Origin of the sequence: Arthrobacter sp. P2b (assembly GCF_900168295.1) — a bacterium.
Taxonomy (GTDB): domain Bacteria; phylum Actinomycetota; class Actinomycetes; order Actinomycetales; family Micrococcaceae; genus Arthrobacter.
In genome coordinates, this window is the sequence record NZ_FVZL01000001.1 from 589575 (window position 1) to 608499 (window position 18925).

Here is an 18925-nt window from a genome sequence, read left to right on the forward strand (position 1 = left end):
TGGTCACAGTGCCCAGTCTCCGCTCTTGCCGCCGCTCTTGGCCAGCACCTTGATTTCGGTAAGGACCGCATGCTTGTCCACGGCCTTGATCATGTCGTACACACTCAGGGCGGCCACGGACGCCGCGGTGAGTGCTTCCATTTCCACGCCGGTGACGCCACGGGTTTTCACGGTTGCCAGGATGGCGACGAAGTCCGCTGCCAACTCGAAGTCCACCGTCACTTTGGAGAGCGGCAGCGGATGGCACAGCGGGATCAGCTCCGGGGTCTTTTTGGCCGCCATGATGCCGGCCACCCGTGCGACGGCCAAGGCGTCTCCCTTGGGAAGGCCGCCGGAACCGAGGAGGGCCATCACCTCCGGCGTGGTCCGGACAGTGGCGGTGGCCGTGGCCTCGCGGGTGGTTTCTGCCTTGGCGGAGACGTCCACCATCTGGGCACTGCCGTCCTGGCGCAGGTGCGTCAGCGCGGCGGGGGTCTGTTCTGAATTCACAGCATCCATACTTCCACCTCATCACCGGCGGCGAGCGCGGATACTCCTTCGGGCACATGGACGAGTGCGTTGGATCCGGCCAGGGCGTGCATGAGGTGCGAGCTTTCGCCGCCTTCGAGCTGCACTGTGCCGTCCGCCTGGAGGCTGCCGCGCCGCACCTGATGCTTGTGTTCCGGCGACGTGAGCGCGTGGCGGAGCCGGGCGCGGAGAGGCAGCCGTGGTGCCGGTGCGCCGAGCAGCGCTGAGAGTGCGGGGCGGAGGAACATTTCGAAGGAGACCAGGCAGCTGACGGGGTTTCCCGGGAAGCCAAGGAACGGGATGCCGTCGAAGGTCCCGATCCCCTGCGGGCCGCCGGGCTGCATGGCCACGTGCAGGAAGTCGACCGGCTGGTCCGCCATCGCCTGCCGCACCACTTCGTAGGCGCCCTTGCTCACCCCGCCGGTGGTGACAATCAGGTCTGCGTCCACGCCCTGGCTCCGCAGCAGGTTCTGCAGTTCCTCGGGGTTGTCGGTGGAAATCCCGGCGCGCAGGACCCGCAGACCAGCCTGCTTCATGGCCGTTTCCAGGAGCGTCCCGTTCGCGTCATAGATCTTGCCGGCGGACAGTTCCAGGCCCGGTTCCACCACCTCGTCCCCGGTCGTCACCAGCAGCACCCTGACGGTTTGGTACACCGTCACCTCCGGGATGCCGAGGGCGGCGAGCAGCCCCAGCTGTGCCGGCCCCAGGAACGTGCCGGCAGCCAGGGCCCGCTCCCCCGCAGCGATATCGCTTCCGGCCGCACGGACAAATGTTCCCGGTTCCGTGGCCGGCAGCTGCACTGCCGCTTCCTCCCCTGGGGCAAGGAAGCGGTCCGGAACAGCCCGTTCAATAGGTACGACGGCGTCAGCCCCCGCCGGGATCATGGCACCTGTCATGATGGGGGCTGCCATTCCCGGTGCCAGCGCGACTGCCCCGGTCCCGGCCGGAACGGGGGCTGCGACACGCAACTCTGCGCCGCCGCCGGGCACGTCGCTGCACCGGATGGCGTAGCCGTCCATCTGGGAATTGGCGAAGGGAGGGAGGCTCACCGGCGCCAGGACACCGTGCACGAGGCCCCTGCCCAGGGCTTGGGACAGGGGCAGGACCTCGGTGCGTGCCTGTGCTCCCAGGGGGCGGAGGAGTTCTGTGACGGCTGCGAGGTGGTCGGCGATGGACCGGGCCCGGTGGGCGGCGTCCCGGTGCACTGCTTCATGGAGGTGGCCGTGCGGGTGCGGGCTGGTCATAGGTACGCCTTCGGTTGCGGCCGTCAGGATTTCACGTCCACTCTAACGGTGTGGAACCCCGTGGCTCCGTCCGGCGCGACCGGCCTTGCCTGCTCGTCCTGCGCGGTGCCGCGAAGGTCGGTGGCGCGGACCTGGACTTCGTACTGCCCCGGGGTAAGGTCCACCCCGAGCTTCCATTGGTACCAGGTATCCACGGAAATACCGGGGGCAAGGCCGGCTTCCCGCCACGGCCCGCGGTTGATGCGAAGCTCCACTTTTTTGATGCCCGTATGCTGCGCCCAGGCGACGCCACCGAACATCACCGTCCCCGGCGCCACGGACCGCCGCCCGCCCGGGGGCACATCGATCCTGGACGACATCTTGATGGGCCCCCGTTCGGACCAGCCCCGGGGTGTCCAGTAGGCGGCATCGTCGGCGAACCTGGTGACTTTGAGTTCGGTGACCCACTTTGTCGCGGAGACGTACCCGTACAGCCCCGGCACCACCAAGCGGACGGGGAATCCGTGTTCGAGCGGCAGGGGCTCGCCGTTCATGCCCACGGCCAGCAGGGCGTCCCTGCTGTCCGTGAGCACGTCCAGCGGGGTACCGGCAGTCCAGCCGTCGGTGCTGCGCGAAAGCACCATGTCGGCGCCCGGCTGCGGGCCTGCCAGGGCCAGCAGTTCGCGCACGGGCCAGCCCAGCCAGCGGGCGTTGCCGATCAGGTCCCCTCCCACCGTGTTGGACACGCAGGCGATGGTCACATGCCGTTCGATCAGGGGTTTGGCCAGGAGCCCGGCGAGGTCCAATTCGATCTCGCGGTCCACCATGCCGGTGACTTTCAGGACCCAGGTGTCGGGATTGACCGCCGGCACGGACAAGGCGGTATCGATCCGGTAGAAGTCACGGTTGGGAGTGACCAGTGGCTGCATCCCGTCCAGCCCGGCTTCAGCTCCGGCAGGGATGGGCGGCGCCGGCGATGCGGCCCTCGGAAGCTTCACACGTTCCCTCGCTTCGCTGACACCGGCAGTGGCGCCGCGCCACATACCTGCCAGGATCCCGCCGATCACCGTGGCTGCCGCACCTCCGGCCAGGTTTTGCAGGAAGCGCCGACGTGCGGTTCCGGGCGCAACGGCGCTGTCACGCGCCTGGCCGGCCCATTCCTGCAGTCCGCGGATCAGGTATCCCAGCAGAAGTGCACCAACGATCGCGGTAACGAGCGGCAGGGCCAGGGCTACGGGCGTCAAGTGGGCACGCGTCAGGACCGCCGCCACTCCCACCAGCCCGAACACGCCAACAATCACCACGCCGGCGTAGCGACGCCGGTCTTCCGCAGCTCCGGCCAGTGCGGCCAGGGCTGCGATGACCAGCCCCATGCCCACCAGGAGGGCAACCTTGTCCGCCGTCCCGAACAGCGCCACGGCCCAATCCTTGACGCCGGGCGGAACAGCGTCGATGACGGCGCCGCCCACCGCCGTCATCGGTGAGAGTGAGGGGCTGAACGCTCCCGCCAGGAGCTCCCCTGCCACCACAGCGGCACCCACCGCGACAGCACCGGCGGCCGCCGCAAAGCGGCGCCGGGAGCGTTGCGTCAACTCTTGGTGCCGGAGACTGCCGGTGCGCTCCCCAAGGCCCATGCCGCCGTCGTGCGTTTCCTGCTGTGGCTGGGAGCTGTTCACACCTCCAGCATAGGTTCGCGGCCGGCGGGGAGCGCCGGCCCGCAGGGGATTTTGCCTGCAGCCCACTCCGTGGTCATCGGTGTGATCTACGGCCTATCGTGGCGTAGCCTGAATTCATGACTGTCCAGCTAGGAATGCCGCAGCCCCGGGAGGATGACCGGTCGGTCCCGGCTGCCCGCCCGGCGGATGCCGGGGCCGGGCTTGTGGACCGCTACGGGCGCCGGGCCACCGACATGCGGCTGTCCCTCACGGACAAATGCAACCTCCGCTGCACGTACTGCATGCCCGCCGAGGGGCTGGAATGGCTCGCGAAGCAGGCCGTCATGACAGCCGACGAGATTGTCCGGATTGTCCGGATCGGTGTGGACCACCTCGGCGTCCGCGAACTGCGGCTCACCGGCGGCGAACCGCTGGTCCGGCACGACCTGGTGGGCATCATCACGGAACTGCGTCGCAACCATCCCGCCCTGCCCATTTCCATGACAACCAACGCTGTGGGCCTGGCCAAGAAGGCGGCCTCCCTGAAGGCTGCCGGGTTGACGCGCATCAACGTGTCGCTGGACTCCCTGCACGAGGAAACTTTCACCAAACTGACCCGCCGGCCGTTCCTGGACCAGGTCCTGGCCGGCGTGGATGCCGCGTGGGCGGCCGGGCTGGGCCCGGTCAAGCTCAATGCAGTGCTGATGCGGGGCATCAATGATGCCGAAGCGCCGTCGCTGCTCGCCTGGGCGCTGGGGCGCGGGTACGAGCTGCGCTTCATCGAACAGATGCCGCTGGATGCCGACCACGGCTGGACGCGGCGGAATATGATCACGGCGGCGGAGATCCGCAGCCTGCTGTCCGCCGACTTCGTCCTCACCCCGGATCCCCGGGCCCGTGACGGCGCCCCTGCCGAACGCTTTGAAGTACGACGCCGGGTGGCCGGGACCCCTGATGCCACCGGTCCCGTGCTGGGAACCGTAGGAATTATCGCCTCAGTGACGGAGCCGTTCTGCTCGGACTGCCGCCGCACCCGGATTACCGCCGAGGGCAAGATCATGAGCTGCCTGTTCTCACGGGAGGAGTTCGACCTCCTGGGCCTCCTGCGGTCAGGTGCCGGCGACGATGACCTGGCACGGCGGTGGCAGGATGCCATGTGGATCAAACCAAAGGCCCACGGCATGGACCACGTGGGACTTGACGCTCCGGACTTCGTCCAGCCGGACCGCAGCATGAGCGCCATCGGGGGCTGAATTGTGATGAATGTACGTTACTTCGCTGCGGCGCGCGCTGCTGCGGGTGTTGAGGAAGAAAAGTTCGACCTGCCGGAAGGCGCTACCGTGGCGGCGCTGCTCGAAGCCGTCCTGTCCGTGGAGCGCCCCGAACCGCCTGCCGGAACTCCCCCGCTGGCCCGCATCCTGTCGCGCAGCAGCTTCCTGCTCAACGAGGTGGCGGTGCGCGACCAGTCAACCGTTGTGGGACCCGATGATGTGGTTGACGTGCTGCCTCCGTTCGCCGGCGGATAAAGCCCTCACCGCGCCGTATTTCTATAGTGGGCGGTTTCCGTAGCGGCTCGATTTCCCAGCGGCCCGTGGCATATCCGCGCCTTGGTCATGCCGCGGATCCGCCGGACGGAGTGCTGGCGGCCAGAATGTCAGTGCCTCCCGCGATGATTCCTGTATGGGAAACGGCAGGGGCTCCGGAGCTGACGGGACAGCGCTGTTTCCTGCCGTCGCAGCTGCTCCACCACAAATTGTCAGTGCCTCCCGCGATGATTCTTGTATGGGTAACGGCGCGGCCATGGCAGCACCAATGGAGGGTATTTTTGCCACCACGGCTGCCATCAACGCGCTGTTCCTTGAAGAGGAAGCCCTTGCGGCTGCTTCACTGGGGGCTGATGGCGGCGACGGCATTGATCTGCTGGACCGGTTCTACCGGAACCGGTTGGAGCGGCTGGGCCTGGAAAAGCGACTCGAGGCGCAGGTCGCCGCGCTCAAGGCCCGCGATGCCGTCCAGTGCCTCGACCTGCACCAGGCCATGACGCCGCCCGGCGCCTCCACCCACGACCGGACCTACGCGGAAATATCGGCAGTGGAAGAAATCGCCGGGATCCTGACCGTCAGCTCCGGGGCAGCGGCCGCGTTCCTGGCCCAGTCCCGTCGGGTGTGCTCGCTGCCTACCGCCTTTGAGGCGCTGTCCACCGGATCCCTCTCATGGCAGCACGCCCGGGTCATCGCCGACGAAACCGAGAACCTGGACCACGCCGGCGCTATGGCCTTGGCGGATCATTTCCTGGACCCGGATGCGCCGAATCCTGCGCGGGGCTGTCCGGCTGGGCAGCTGGTGCCTTCACGGTTGAGGTCAAAGGTACGGGCTTGGCGGCAACGGCATCATCCGGAGTCAATCGAGAAACGGCATGCCAAGGGTGTTGCGGACCGGCGGGTCGAATTCACCCCTGACCGGGACGGCATGGCCTGGATCTCGGCCTACCTCCCGGCCGACTCCGCGTTGGCGGCCTGGAACAGAACCACGGCCATCGCCCGCGGCCTGCAAGGCCCCAACGAAACCCGAACCCTTACTCAGATCAAAGCTGACGAGTTCACCCGCCGCCTCCTCAGCACCGGCACCGCCGCCACGGCGGCTGGCCGCACCGCGGGGACCAGCGGGGCGGGGGTCAGCGGGGCGGGGGCCAGCTGGGCGGGGGCCAGCTGGGCGGACGACAGGATCCCGGACACCAACAGCGCGGGCGCCTGCCACACCGGCATCCGCACCCCCGGGCGGGCTTCCCATGACAACCGTGCAGCTGTCCAACAACTCCCCGAAGGGTTCATCGGGCTTGCCACGCTCGATGGGTCCGACGAACCAGCAGCAGACCTCGGCATCCCCGACGCCCTGGCAGCAGTATCCATGGAGGCGGGCAGCGCCGGCGACCACGGAACCATGAGCCTTAGCGATCCCGCAACCCGCGCGTTTCTCGGCGACCCGGAAGTCGGGAAGATTCCGACCCCGCGGGCGGACGTCATCGTCACCGTCCCCGTGTTCGCCCTGTTCGGCCATACCGACGAACCCGCCGGCCTCGACGGTTACGGCCCCATCCCCGCGTCCATGGCCCGCAAACTCCTCACGGAAGGCGCGGATTCCTTCACCCGCGTCCTCGTCGATCCACGCGACGGAGCACCCCTAGAAATAGGCCGCACCAGCTACCGGATCACCAAAGCGATGCGACAAGCCCTGGCCCTCCGGGACGGCAAATGCACCTTCCCCGGCTGCAACAACAACGCCCTGGACAACGACGCCGACCACCTCACCGCGTGGCAAGACGGCGGAACAACCGGCATCAGCAACCTGGCACAACTCTGCCCAAAGCACCACCGCCTCAAACACAACAGCGGCTGGACACCCACAGAAGCAACAAGAACCAAACCACCAGGCTGGACCTCACCCACCGGCCGCCACTACACCAGCGAACAACCCGACCGGGAACAAACCATCTGGCCGGACAACATACTGGTTCAGGAAATGAATAACGTGCCGCACCTGCTGGAACCACCCTGTGAAGAACCAGAAGACAACAACCTCATCGACGCCGACGACATCGCACCCTACGACCCCGCGTGGGACGACTTCTACGCCATGCCCATCGTCCTCCCACCGGACCCGCAAAAGGACATGGCCCTGGAAAACTGGGACTCGGGGAACTGTATTCCGGTCCTGACGTGAATCCGTACTGGCGTGAACCAGGCACCTGGCTCATCAGAAAGTGTCCTCGGGAACTTCGGCCGTCAGGCCCGCGTGAACGTTGAGGTCATGAACAGCGTGTAAGTCGAGCCTGTGCCATCAGCGCCGGCATTTTCAGCGCTCCCGCCGCCGGGTTGCGTCCTGGAAGGCTCGCGCGAACGGAGCTCCGTCACATGTATCAGGACGTCACCGTCAAGGCGCACTGAGTGGCGGGTCCAGCCGGCACTGCCGTGGCGCTCCACCCGAAGGACACCCCCTCGCCAGGTGCAGCGGTCCGGAACCGCCGGCACCGGACCTGTGGTGTCCGCGTGGTACCAGAGAACATCAGGATGGTCAGGGTCCACCGTGAACATGCCGTGGCCTTCGAAGTGCGTCCCGTCCGGCTCACGGTGGCTATATGTTTGCACAACGCCGAACCCACTGGCCACCCGCAGGTAGGTAACGTCCGCTTCCACGGTACGTTCCGGTCCCCACGGGCCAGCAGCCAGGCGCGTGCTCCCGCGCCAGTGGCCGAGGAGGCTGGACAGTGCCGGGTGATCATGGGGCGAAGGGGTTTCACTCATGCGTTCCACCCCTCACACCAGTTCCCACACCGCGCAGCAACGACGGATGGCCCCATCGTAAGCCCGCGCAGGCTCAACGCGTGTGACTTCGTTGTGAAGGTCAGAGACCGAAGGTTTCCGTTTCCTCGAATGGGCCAACCACAGTAACTGTCCGCGGGGCCGCCGCGAGCTCGGCTGCCAGGTCCTGGACCTGCTCGGCAGTCACCGCCTTGATGAGACGGAGCGTTTCGTCAATGTCCTGGTACTCACCGGAAACGAGTTCTGCACGGCCCAGGCGGGACATCCGTGAACCGGTGTCCTCCAAGGCAAGCACGATGCCGCCGCACAGCTGGCCGACCGCTTTGCGGAGCTCGTCGTCGGAGATGCCGTGCTCCGCAAGCTTGTCCAGCTCAACGCCCAGCAGGTCCAGCACCTGCCGCACCTTGGACGGCGTGCACCCGGCGTACATGCCGAAGTAGCCGGCATCAGCGTAGGAAGATGCAAACGAATAGGTGGAGTAGACCAGGCCACGCTTTTCACGGATCTCCTGGAACAGCCTGGAGGACATGCCTCCGCCCAGGACAGCGTTCAGGACGCTCATCACGTAGCGGCGGTCGTCGGTCGCGACGATGGTGGGGCAGCCCATGATGATGTTGGCCTGCTCCACAGCGCGCTTGACCACCTGCAGACCGGCGGTACCGGTGATGAGGGCGCGTTCGGTTGAGCGGCGCTTCACGGGTGAGGCGTTCGTCTCCAGGGACCAGCCGGCCGATTCAAGGGCGTCAACCACAAGGTCGCAGACGACGTCGTGGTCCAGCCCGCCGGCCGCGGTGATCACGAGTTCATCCGGCCGGTAGTAGCGTCGGTAGTGCTCCCAGACGGAGTCGCGGGCAACGGCCTTGATCGCGGCGGGGGTTCCGCCGATGGGCCGGCCCAGGGGGTGGCTGCCAAGGACGGCCGAGACGAAGTGCTCATGGGCGACGTCGGTGGGGTCGTCACTGTCCATGGCGATTTCCTCGAGGATGACGTCCCGTTCCTGCTCCATCTCGGCAGGGTCCAGAACCGCGCCGGTAATCATGTCCGCAATGACGTCGATGGCCATCGGCAGGTCCGTGTCGAGGACCCGGGCGAAGTAGCAGGTGCTTTCCTTCGCAGTGGCGGCGTTGGACTCGCCGCCCACCTCGTCGAAGGCTGACGCGATTTCCAGGGCGGTGCGGCGCTTGGTGCCCTTGAACAGCAGGTGTTCAAGGAAGTGGGTGGAGCCGTGCTGGCCCGGGGCCTCGTCGCGGGAACCAACGCCCACCCAGAAACCGATGGTGGCCGACCTCTGCCCGGGCATCGCCTCTGTGAGCACCCGCACTCCGCCGGGCAGCACCGAACGCCGGACTTCGGAGCCGCCGTCGGAACCGTGGACCAGGGTGTCGCCGCGATGGTTCTGCTCGAGAGGCAGGGGTACAACAGTCATTGAGGCCTTTCAAAAGGGGCAGCCGGGATCTGGCTGCCATCGTAACAGCGGCGGGGCCGGTGGATCATCCACCGGCCCCGCCGATTCATGCTTGTGCCGGAAAACCGGGCTGTTAGACGTCAGCGCCTTCAGCAGGTTCCGTGGTGTGGGCGCGCTCGGTCTCAGCCGCGCCTTCTTCCTCGGCTACCACCGGGGCGAGCGAGAGCTTTCCGCGGTCGTCAATCTTGGTGATTTCCACCTGGACCTTCTGGCCGACGGAGACCACGTCATCCACGTTGTCCACGCGCTTGCCGTTGGCCAGCTTGCGCAGTTCGGAGATGTGCAGGAGGCCGTCCTTGCCCGGGGTCAGCGACACGAAGGCACCGAAGGTGGTGGTCTTGACGACCGTACCCAGGTAACGCTCGCCGATTTCCGGGACCTGCGGGTTCGCGATGGCATTGATGGCGGAGCGTGCTGCGTCTGCAGACGGGCCGTCGGTGGCGCCAATGTAGACCGTGCCGTCGTCCTCGATGGAGATGTCGGCGCCGGTGTCTTCCTGGATCTGGTTGATCATCTTGCCCTTGGGGCCAATGACCTCGCCGATCTTGTCCACGGGGATCTTCACGGCGATGACGCGCGGTGCGAACTCGGAGAGCTCGTCCGGGGTGTCGATGGCCGAGTCCATGACCTCGAGGATGTGCAGGCGTGCTTCGCGGGCCTGCTTCAGGGCTGCTGCCAGCACCGAAGCGGGGATGCCGTCGAGCTTGGTGTCCAGCTGGATGGCCGTGACGAACTCGGAGGTACCGGCAACCTTGAAGTCCATGTCGCCGAAGGCGTCTTCGGCGCCAAGGATGTCAGTCAGTGCCGCGTAGCGGGTCTGGCCGTCCACCTGGTCGGAGACCAGGCCCATGGCAATACCGGCGACGGCGGCCTTCAGGGGCACACCGGCGTTCAGCATGGACAGGGTGGAGGCGCAGACAGAACCCATCGACGTCGAACCGTTGGAGCTGAGCGCCTCGGATACCTGGCGGATGGCGTACGGGAACTCCTCGCGGGACGGCAGGACCGGCACGAGGGCCCGCTCTGCCAGGGCACCGTGGCCGATTTCGCGGCGCTTGGGCGAGCCCACGCGGCCGGTCTCACCGGTGGAGTAGGGCGGGAAGTTGTAGTTGTGCATGTAGCGCTTGGTCTTGACCGGCGACAGCGAATCGATCTGCTGTTCCATCTTCAGCATGTTCAGCGTGGTGACACCCATGATCTGGGTTTCGCCGCGCTCGAAGATGGCGGAGCCGTGGACGCGGGGCAGGACCTCAACCTCGGCGGTGAGCTGGCGGATGTCCGTCAGGCCGCGGCCGTCGATGCGGACCTGGTCCTTGAGGATGCGCTGGCGCACTACGTGCTTGGTGACCGAGCGGAATGCTGCGGACACTTCCTTGTCACGGCCTTCGAACTGCTCGGCCAGGGCGGCGGAAACCTCGTCCTTCAGCGCGTCTGAAGCGTCATTGCGCTCCTGCTTGTCCGCGATCTGGAAGACAGCAGCCAGCTTTTCAGCGGCAGCTGACTCAACAGCGGCGTAGACGTCGTCCTCGTAGTCGAGGAAGACGGGGAACTCAACGGTGGGCTTGGCTGCACGGGCGGCCAGGTCGGCCTGCGCCTCGCACAGAGCCTTGATGAACGGCTTGGCAGCCTCGAGGCCCTCGGAGACAACCTCTTCGGTGGGGGCGGTGGCGCCCTGTTCCTTGATCAGGTTCCAGGAGTTGTCCGTCGCTTCAGCTTCGACCATCATGATGGCGACGTCGTCACCGGCGATGCGGCCGGCCACAACCATGTTGAAGACGGAGTTTTCCAGCTGGGAGTGCTTGGGGAAAGCAACCCACTGGGAGCCGTTTTCGTCAGCGACCAGGGCAACGCGGACGCCGCCGATGGGGCCGGAGAACGGCAGGCCGGACAGCTGGGTGGACATCGAGGAGGCGTTGATGGCCACAACGTCGTACAGCTCGTCCGGGTTGATCGCCAGGACGGTGACCACGATCTGGACCTCGTTGCGCAGGCCCTTGATGAAGGCGGGGCGCAGCGGGCGGTCCATGAGGCGGCAGGCCAGGATGGCTTCGGTGGACGGACGTCCTTCACGGCGGAAGAACGAGCCCGGGATGCGGCCGGCAGCGTACATGCGCTCTTCGACGTCGACCGTCAGCGGGAAGAAGTCGAAGCCTTCACGCGGGTGCTTGCCGGCGGTGGTGGCGGACAGCAGTGCGGTGTCTTCGTCGATGTACACCATCGCTGCGCCGGCTGCCTGCTTGGCGAGGCGGCCGGTTTCGAAGCGGATTACACGCTTGCCAAAGCGGCCATTGTCAATGACTGCTTCTGAGAACTGGATTTCGGGACCCTCCAAGAGAGTCACCTCCGTTTCTTTCTTACGGAGTCCAGCCGCATCAACCCAGCCAGCATCTGTCTACTGGCCCTGCACCCGGTCATCGATCGAGACCCACGGGCCGGGGCTTCAGTCAACGAAGCCTTCCCGGGGATCACTACCGAGGACCGCGAATGCGTGATGCGGTTGATCCTCCTGTTTAGTTTTTATTTGAAGAAGGCGGCCCGTTCCGTGCCGGAAAGGGCCGCCCCCGAAGTGCGACTAGCGGCGCAGGCCGAGGCGCTCGATGAGCGAACGGTAGCGGGCGATGTCGGTCTTCTTGAGGTAGCTCAGCATGCGCTTGCGGCGACCAACCATGGCCAGCAGACCGCGCTGGGTGTGGTAGTCGTGCTTGTGCTCCTTCATGTGCTCAGTCAGATCCTTGATCCGCTGGGTCAGGACAGCAACCTGGACCTCGGGTGAACCCGTGTCGCCTTCGCCGGTTGCGTATTCCTTGATGATGGACTGCTTTACAGCGGCGTCAAGTGCCACAATAACTCCTAGTAAATGTGCCGTGAGGGCCCAGGTCAGAAAATCACTGCCGGGTCTGCCGCCGCGGCATAACCCCGGAAGAACCGGGATGCCGTACGCAACAGGAACCAGCCGCCACGGACTGCAGCCGGATCCATCGTCCAGTTTACCGGCCGCGGCCTAATGTTGTCGAAACAGGGCGCCGCCGGAGAGCCGCTGCGGGAAGACGGTGCCCCGGTCAGCCCTGGAGCCGGTCCCGGATGGCGGCCATCCCGTGCAGCACTTCCTGGAAACTGGTGCTGAGGGGCGACAGGCCAATTCGGATGCCGCGCGGAGACCGGAAATCGGGGATGACGTCGTCGTCCCACAGCGCTGCAACCGTTGCCTTCGTAAATCCGGGGTGGTCCACGGTGATGTGGCTGCCCCGCTCCCCCGGATCGCGGGGCGTGGCCAGTTCAGCCCCCAGGGGTGCCAGCCATTCATCGAACACCTCGACGGCGAACCCCGTCAGTTGTACCGACTTCTTCCGGATGGCCGCCATGGACGCTTCCTCGATGAGGTCCAGGGTGCCGCGCATGGCCAGCATCCCGAAGATTGCGGGAGTGCCGCTCAGGAATCCCCTGATGCCCGCCGCAGGCTCATACCCGGCCGCCATCTCGAAGGCATCCTTCCGGCCCATCCAGCCCCAGATGGGCTGGTTGAGCGAGGTCAGGTGCCGCTGGTTGACGTAGGCAAACGCGGGCGAGCCCGGACCGCCGTTGAGGTACTTGTACGTGCAGCCGGCAGCAAAGTCCACGCCCGCGTCGTCCAGGTCGATCTTCACGGAGCCCGCGGAATGGCAAAGGTCCCACACCACCAGCGCGCCGGCGTCGTGCACGGCGGCAGTGATGCCCGGAAGGTCCGCCAGGTGGCCGGAGCGGTAGGCGATCTGGCTCAGGAGTACGACGGCGGTGCGCGGCCCCGTTGCGTCGCGCACCTGGTCAACGGTCACCCCTGCGGCGGGATCTGTTTCGATCCAGCGGAGCGTCAGGCCCTCCTCCAGGGCTATGCCTTCGACAAGGTAGCGGTCCGTGGGAAAGTTCTCGGTGTCCAGGACCAGTTCGTTGCGGTCCGGGTCTGCCACCGCCGCCAGTGCCGCGCGGATCATCTTGTACAGGACCACGGTGGTGGAGTCGGCAATGATGGTCTGCCCCGGGGCGGCACCCAGGACCGCCCGGCCCAGCTGGTCGCCGATGGCCTGCGGCAGCTCCAGCCACTCCTCGTCCCAGCCGCGGATCAGGCGCCCGCCCCAGCCGTCGCGGATAAACGCCCCGATGTCCTCGGGAGTCCGTTTCAGCGGACGTCCCAGGGAGTTGCCGTCCAGGTAGGACAGCGGGGTGTCGGTGCCGATGAAGTGGGCACGGAACCGGGCCAGCGGATCCTGCCGGTCCAGCTCTGCGGCACGCTGCCGCAATGCATTGCCTGTTGCCGGGGAGGGATGTGCCTGCTCAATGCTCATTGTCCGATCTCCGTCCTGACAGCGAATAATTCCGGGAAAAAAGTCAGTTCGAGGGCCTTTTGCAGGAAGGCTGCGCCGCTGGAGCCGCCGGTTCCGGATTTCATGCCGATGGTCCGCTGGACCGTCCGCAGGTGGCGGAAGCGCCACAGCTGGAAGTTGTCCTCAAGGTCAACGAGCTCTTCGCAGGCTTCGTAGGCGCCCCAGTTGTCCGCGGCGTGCTCGTAGATGTGTTTGAAGAGCGGCACCAGTTCCGGGGTGAACTCGTGTGCCTTGGTGACGTCGCGTTCCAGGATGGCGGCGGGGACATCGAATCCCTGGCGGGCAAGGTAGGCGAGGAATTCGTCGTAGATGCTGGGCGCGGCGAGCAACTCCTCCAGCATGGCGTGCGCCTCGGGATCTGATTCGAAGACCGGAAGCATTTTGCGGTTCTTGTTGCCCAGCACAAATTCCACCGCGCGGTACTGGCTGGACTGGAAACCGGACGAGTTGCCCAGGAAGCCGCGGAACTGTGAATACTCCGTGGGCGTCAGGGTGGCCAGCACGGACCACTGCTCCGTCAGTGTCTTCTGGATGTGCTTGACCCGCGCGATGCCCTTCAGCGCCGAGCCGAGATCGTCCGCGCGAAGCCAGGCGGCAGCGCTCCGCAGCTCATGCAGCACGAGCTTCAGCCACAGTTCCGTGGTCTGGTGCTGGATGATGAACAGGAGCTCGTCATGGTGTTCGGGCTTGCTGACGGGCTGCTGCGCGCTTAACAGGGTGGGCAGCTGAAGGTAGGAGGCGTAACTCATCCTCGAGCTGAAGTCACGGACGATGCCCTTGTCCAGCTTGCGGGTGTTCTTCTCAACGGACACGTACTGCCTTTCCTTGCTGACACCCCGGCAGGCCTGCCAAGGTGGCGTGGGTCTGAACCGGCGCCGTCCAGGTGGCAGGTCAGCGGCTCATCAGCGCCTGGTCAGCAGATCATGCGCCTGGACAACGTCCAGCTTCATCTGGTCAACCAGGGCTTCAGGCCCACGGTAGGCCACCATGCCGCGGAGACGCTCCACAAATTCAACAATTACTGTCTGGCCGTACAGATCGAAGTCCTCAACGGCTTCCCTGGGCCGGTCGATGACGTGCGCCTCCACCTGCCTGCTGACGCCGTCGAACGTGGGGTTTGAGCCCACGGAGATGGCGGCGGGCCAGCGTTTGCCGGCCTGGTCAACAAGCCAGCCGGCGTAAATACCGTCGGCTGGGATCAGCCCGCTCGAATCGGACGCGAGGTTCGCCGTGGGAAACCCCAGGGCGCGTCCCCGCGCGGCGCCGTGGACAACCTCGCCGCGCATCCGGTGCGGGCGGCCCAGCACGGCCGCGGCCGTGGTGACGTCGCCTTCCTGCAGGGCTTCCCTGACCCAGGTGGATGAGCAGCGGCGGTCCTTGCCGTCGTCGTCATGCAGTGGATAGCCCTCGGAGCCAAACTCGCTGATGACCTGCACCTCGAAGCCGAACTTCTGGCCGAGCATCTTCATGGTGTCCAAGTCGCCGGAGTTGCCCCGGCCGAAGCGGGCGTCGTGGCCGATCACCACATGGCTGGCGTGCAGGCAGTCCACCAGGTACTGCTCCACGAATTCCTCGGCCGTCAGGCTGGCCAGGTCCAGCGAATACTTCACCACCAGGACGGCGTCCAGGCCGAGTTCGCCCAGGGCCTCGAGTTTGTCGTCCAGGCCCATGATGAGCTGCGGCGCGGCTTCCGGGCGGTGGACCAGCGCGGGATGCGGGTCAAAGGTGACGGCAACCGCCCTGGCATGGGTGAGCCGGGCTGAGCGGATCAGCTGGGACAGCACCTGCTGGTGCCCGCGGTGAACGCCGTCGAAGTTCCCAAAGGTGACAACAGATGGGCCGAAGTCCGCCGGGACTTCGGACGGATCGTTCCAGATGTAGACCATCACCCTCGCCTTTAACTGCCTGCAAGCATCAACAATCCGCAGCCATGCCGGCCGCGGAACTCTTCAAGGTTACCTGCATTCACAGCGCGGTTTTCCCCTGCGATGGCCTGCGCCGGTACAGCCACACCAATCCGAGAATCGGGAGCAGCAGGGGGACGAAGCCGTAGCCGCGGCCAAAGAGGGACCACACGGTTTCGTGCGGGAACGCCACGGAGTCGAACACGCTCAGGGCACCCACCACCAGTACGCCCACGAGTTCCACCAGCACGGCGGCGAGGGACACCTTGAACCAGGTGCTGCCTGCCTTGGCAAGGGAGACCGTGGCCACGACGTAGACCAGGGCGGCGAAGGCGGAGAGCAGGTATGCCAGCGGCGCCTCGGAGAACTTGGTGAGGATCTGGTAGCCGGCGCGTGCCGAGGCCGAGATGGCGAAGACGGCGTACACCGCGATCAGCAGGCGCCCGGGACCGGTGTTGCGGGTGTTCCGGGCGGGGGCGTCACCGAGGGCGGTGCGCGGGTGCTGCTCTTTCACGTTGTGTGCTTCTTCCACTTCAGTACCAGATCTGGTTCATGCGGGCGGCCATCACCAGGGCGGTAACGCCGACGGCGGCCAGGACGAAATTGCTCCACCGCGTCCGTTCCAGGATGGACCAGTAGACGGCGGCCGGGGGCAGGAGCATGGCGGTGGCAAGGTAGCCCCAGAATTCCCAGGCTTCACCGGCGATGGGTTCACCGGCGATGACGCGGATGATGGAACCCACAAGGTAGACCACCAGGGCGACTTCGACGGCCGCCACCGACAGGATGGTGATGTCGTTGGGCGCCTTCTTAAGGATGCCCGCCGCCAGGCAGATCCCGGTGGACACCAGACCCACCACCAGGATGATGTAGAAATAGGCGTCCATCTAAGCTTCCCCGGCGTTGGTGACCGCTGGGCTGCCGTTGCCGGGTGCGAAGACCAGGACGGGTTTGGCGTAGCTTCCGGCGTCCGCCAGGAGGGCCACCAGGCTTCCGTCGGGCGCAAAGGCGGCGGCCGGATGGTCGGCGGTGGCTGCCGCTGGACTTCCCGGGGCTGCGCCGGCGGCAATGCGCCGGCCAAAGGAAATCTCCGTTGTTTCCTCGGGGGTGAGCTCGCGGTTGGGCATCAGCGCCCGGGCCGCCTGGGACATGTCCAGGACGTTGAGTTCCTCGGCAAGCTGTTCGAGGGTGCGGGCCTGCTCCAGCGAGTACGGGCCGACATGCGTACGGCGGAGCGCGGTGAGGTGGCCGCCTACGCCCAGGGCGTTGCCCAGGTCCCGGGCCAGGGCACGGATGTAGGTTCCGGAGGAGCATTCCACCGTGACATCAACGTCGACGAACCCGGCTGCTTCATCCCGGCGGATGCCGTGCACCTCAAACCGGTGGATGGTGACGGGGCGGGCGGCGAGCTTAACATCCTCTCCGGACCGGACCCGCGCATAGGCGCGCTCGCCGTTGACCTTGATGGCGCTGACGCTGCTGGGCACCTGCTGGATTTCGCCTGTAAGGGCGGCGACGCCGTCGTGGATTGCCTGCTCTCCCACGGCGGCGGTGGGGGCCGTGGCAATCACTTCACCCTCGGCGTCGTCCGTCACCGTGGACTGGCCCAGGCGGATGGTGGCTGTGTAGGTCTTGGAGGTGCCCACGATGTAGGTGAGCAGGCGGGTGGCTTTGTTGATGCCGACCACCAGCACTCCGGTGGCCATCGGATCCAGGGTCCCTGCGTGCCCCACTTTCCGGGTACCTGCGAGGCGCCGCATCCGGCCAACCACATCATGGCTGGTCCATCCCTGCGGCTTGTCCACTATCACCAGTCCAGAAAGCACGCCTCCCAGTATATCGGCGCTGGTGGGGCCGCCCGCGCACCCGCCGGTTAGGATGGCAGGCATGCCTGAGCTTGCCGCCCATGTCCGCGACGTGCCCGTCAACCAGATCCGCGAGATCACCGAGGCTGCATGGCGGACCCCCGGTGCACTGGTCCTCAGCATCGGGGAACCGGGGTTCCCGCTCCCCCGCCACGTCCTGGAGGCCGGCATGGCCTGCCTGGACAGGGACGAGACCAACTACACCCCCAACGCCGGCATCCCTGCCCTGCGCGAAGCCTTTGCGGCGAGGTTCCGCGAGGAGCAGGGATGCGACGTCGGCGCGGACCGGGTGTACGTGGTGGCCGGCGCGCAGCAGGGCCTGCACCTGGCCATGAGCCTGCTGCTCTCCCCCGGCGACGAGATCCTGATCCCCAACCCGGGCTATCCCACGTTCGCCATGACCGGCAGGCTCCTGAACGCCGTCCCCGTGGGCTACCCGCTGTACCCGGAGAACGGCTTCCAGCCCAGGCCGGAAGACCTTGAGGCCCTCATCACGGACCGGACCAGGGCCCTGGTCCTGAACTCGCCGTCCAACCCGCTGGGCGCGGTCCTGGGCGGGGACCTGACCCGGGAGCTGATGGACCTGGCCCGCCGGCACGATCTGTGGGTGATTTCAGATGAATGCTACGAAGCCTTTACCTACGATGTGCCGCACATCAGCCCGGCAAGGTTCGACGGCGGGACGCCGGGTGAAGCGCGCGTCTTCACCTCCCTGACGCTGTCCAAGACCTACGGCCTCACCGGCCTTCGGATCGGCGCGCTGGTCTGCCCGCCCGGGCTGAAGCAGAAGATGGACAACGTGATGGAGTCGATCGTTTCCTGCGTGGCGGCGCCGTCGCAGTATGCCGCGCTCGCGGCCCTCACCGGCCCCCAGGACTACGTGCAGCACGCCTCCGGGCACTACAGGGAGAACCGGGACGCTGCCTCTGCCGTCCTCGATTCCCTGGGGATTCCGTACCTGCAGGCCCAGGGTGCGTTCTACCTGTGGGCTGACGTCTCCCACGCCAGCGGCGGCGATGTGCGGAGCTGGGTGCGCCGCTTCCTGGCGGACTCGGGTGTTGCGCTGGCGCCCGGTACCGCATTCGGATCCATCGGTGAAGGTTGGGTCCGGGTTGCGCTGTGCGGGCGGAAAGAGGACCTGCTGGAGGGCCTCTCCCGGTTGCCGGTGCGGAAGCCCAACTAAAACCGGGTCAGCGGGCGGCGCCGGAGAGCGCCCCGTCCAGCCAGGACCGCAGGACGTCGGCGGGCGCGGCTCCAGCCTGCCTCGCAGCCACCCTGCCGTCCACCAGCACCATCAGCGTGGGGATGGCCTGCACATCGAAGCGGCGGGACAGGCCAGGCGCCTTGTCCACGTCCACCTTGACCAGCTTGATCCGGCCCGGCCGTTCGCGCGCCAGCTTGTCCAGGACGGGGCTCACCATGCGGCACGGACCGCACCAGTCAGCCCAGAAGTCCACAAGCACCGGAACTGGCGACCGTTCCGCCACCGCCCCGAAGTCCGCGTCCCCGGCGTTCACGATCCACGGCAGCCCTGCCTTGCAGTTGCCGCAGCGCGGCTGGCCGGCTGCCTGCGCGGGAATCCTGTTGGTCTTTCCGCAGGCGGGGCAGGCGATAAGCGTTGGTTCCATT

General features: G+C 66.5%; 18 protein-coding genes. 4 read left to right on the forward strand and 14 right to left on the reverse strand.

The genetic code is table 11. The features are described 5' to 3' along the window. Positions 1–3: 3 nt before the first annotated feature. The 3 genes from moaC to B5520_RS02655 are packed head-to-tail and all read right to left on the reverse strand — an operon-like array spanning position 4 to position 3208. On the reverse strand, positions 4–498 hold the full coding sequence (moaC, locus tag B5520_RS02645; RefSeq protein ID WP_079595491.1) for a cyclic pyranopterin monophosphate synthase MoaC: 495 nt from the start codon (positions 496–498) through the stop codon (positions 4–6). Continuing rightward, positions 486–1751, reverse strand: coding sequence for a molybdopterin molybdotransferase MoeA (glp, locus tag B5520_RS02650; RefSeq protein ID WP_079595492.1), 1266 nt, complete (start codon positions 1749–1751; stop codon positions 486–488). The genes moaC and glp overlap by 13 nt, the downstream gene beginning before the upstream one ends. 23 nt (positions 1752–1774) lie before the next feature. Then, positions 1775–3208 carry a molybdopterin-dependent oxidoreductase gene (locus B5520_RS02655; RefSeq protein ID WP_104443430.1) on the reverse strand — a complete coding sequence of 478 codons (1434 nt, stop codon included), beginning with the start codon at positions 3206–3208 and terminating at the stop codon, positions 1775–1777. A gap of 314 nt (positions 3209–3522) precedes the next feature. Here B5520_RS02655 and moaA point away from each other — a divergent pair, with 314 nt between their 5' ends. From moaA to B5520_RS22955, 3 genes are all read left to right on the forward strand, one after another. Beyond that, complete coding sequence (moaA, locus tag B5520_RS02660; RefSeq protein ID WP_176156738.1) at positions 3523–4638, forward strand: GTP 3',8-cyclase MoaA; 1116 nt, start codon at positions 3523–3525, stop codon at positions 4636–4638. Between the two features lie 6 nt (positions 4639–4644). Next, positions 4645–4911 (forward strand): MoaD/ThiS family protein, encoded by a 267-nt coding sequence (locus B5520_RS02665; protein ID WP_079595494.1) that lies wholly within the window; start codon positions 4645–4647, stop codon positions 4909–4911. Positions 4912–5185: 274 nt separating this feature from the next. Beyond that, positions 5186–7105: an HNH endonuclease signature motif containing protein gene (locus tag B5520_RS22955; protein ID WP_254865444.1), complete on the forward strand. Its 1920-nt coding sequence runs from the start codon at positions 5186–5188 to the stop codon at positions 7103–7105. A gap of 62 nt (positions 7106–7167) precedes the next feature. Here B5520_RS22955 and B5520_RS02680 read toward each other — a convergent pair whose 3' ends face one another. The 10 genes from B5520_RS02680 to truB form a co-directional block, all read right to left on the reverse strand. Continuing rightward, entirely contained in the window at positions 7168–7686 is a 519-nt protein-coding gene (locus B5520_RS02680) for a DUF1579 family protein (protein WP_139386199.1), read from the reverse strand. A gap of 100 nt (positions 7687–7786) precedes the next feature. Then, a complete protein-coding gene (locus B5520_RS02685; RefSeq protein ID WP_079595495.1) occupies positions 7787–9130 on the reverse strand; it encodes a M16 family metallopeptidase in 1344 nt (447 codons plus the stop codon). A 112-nt stretch (positions 9131–9242) separates the two neighbouring features. Then, complete coding sequence (locus B5520_RS02690) at positions 9243–11501, reverse strand: polyribonucleotide nucleotidyltransferase (RefSeq protein ID WP_079595496.1); 2259 nt, start codon at positions 11499–11501, stop codon at positions 9243–9245. 240 nt (positions 11502–11741) lie between these two features. Further along, the gene (gene rpsO, locus B5520_RS02695) at positions 11742–12011 is read right to left on the reverse strand and encodes a 30S ribosomal protein S15 (protein ID WP_013600532.1); all 270 of its coding nucleotides are present in this window, start codon (positions 12009–12011) and stop codon (positions 11742–11744) included. Positions 12012–12228: 217 nt separating this feature from the next. Further along, on the reverse strand, positions 12229–13488 hold the full coding sequence (locus tag B5520_RS02700; RefSeq protein WP_079595497.1) for a kynureninase: 1260 nt from the start codon (positions 13486–13488) through the stop codon (positions 12229–12231). Next, positions 13485–14339, reverse strand: coding sequence for a tryptophan 2,3-dioxygenase (kynA, locus tag B5520_RS02705; protein ID WP_079595498.1), 855 nt, complete (start codon positions 14337–14339; stop codon positions 13485–13487). Before kynA ends, B5520_RS02700 begins: the two co-directional genes overlap by 4 nt. A gap of 90 nt (positions 14340–14429) precedes the next feature. Next, positions 14430–15413 carry a bifunctional riboflavin kinase/FAD synthetase gene (locus B5520_RS02710; protein ID WP_079595499.1) on the reverse strand — a complete coding sequence of 328 codons (984 nt, stop codon included), beginning with the start codon at positions 15411–15413 and terminating at the stop codon, positions 14430–14432. Positions 15414–15492: 79 nt separating this feature from the next. Then, on the reverse strand, positions 15493–15945 hold the full coding sequence (locus B5520_RS02715; RefSeq protein WP_079595880.1) for a hypothetical protein: 453 nt from the start codon (positions 15943–15945) through the stop codon (positions 15493–15495). 19 nt (positions 15946–15964) lie between these two features. Continuing rightward, entirely contained in the window at positions 15965–16318 is a 354-nt protein-coding gene (locus B5520_RS02720) for a hypothetical protein (protein WP_079595500.1), read from the reverse strand. Then, entirely contained in the window at positions 16319–17257 is a 939-nt protein-coding gene (gene truB / locus B5520_RS02725; protein ID WP_079595881.1) for a tRNA pseudouridine(55) synthase TruB, read from the reverse strand. Between the two features lie 61 nt (positions 17258–17318). Between truB and B5520_RS02730 the strand changes: the two genes are divergently transcribed. Further along, entirely contained in the window at positions 17319–18479 is a 1161-nt protein-coding gene (locus B5520_RS02730) for a pyridoxal phosphate-dependent aminotransferase (RefSeq protein WP_176156740.1), read from the forward strand. Positions 18480–18486: 7 nt separating this feature from the next. On the opposite strand, the gene trxA is transcribed toward B5520_RS02730, so the two are convergent. Continuing rightward, positions 18487–18924, reverse strand: coding sequence for a thioredoxin (gene trxA / locus B5520_RS02735; RefSeq protein ID WP_079595502.1), 438 nt, complete (start codon positions 18922–18924; stop codon positions 18487–18489). Position 18925 lies beyond the last annotated feature (1 nt).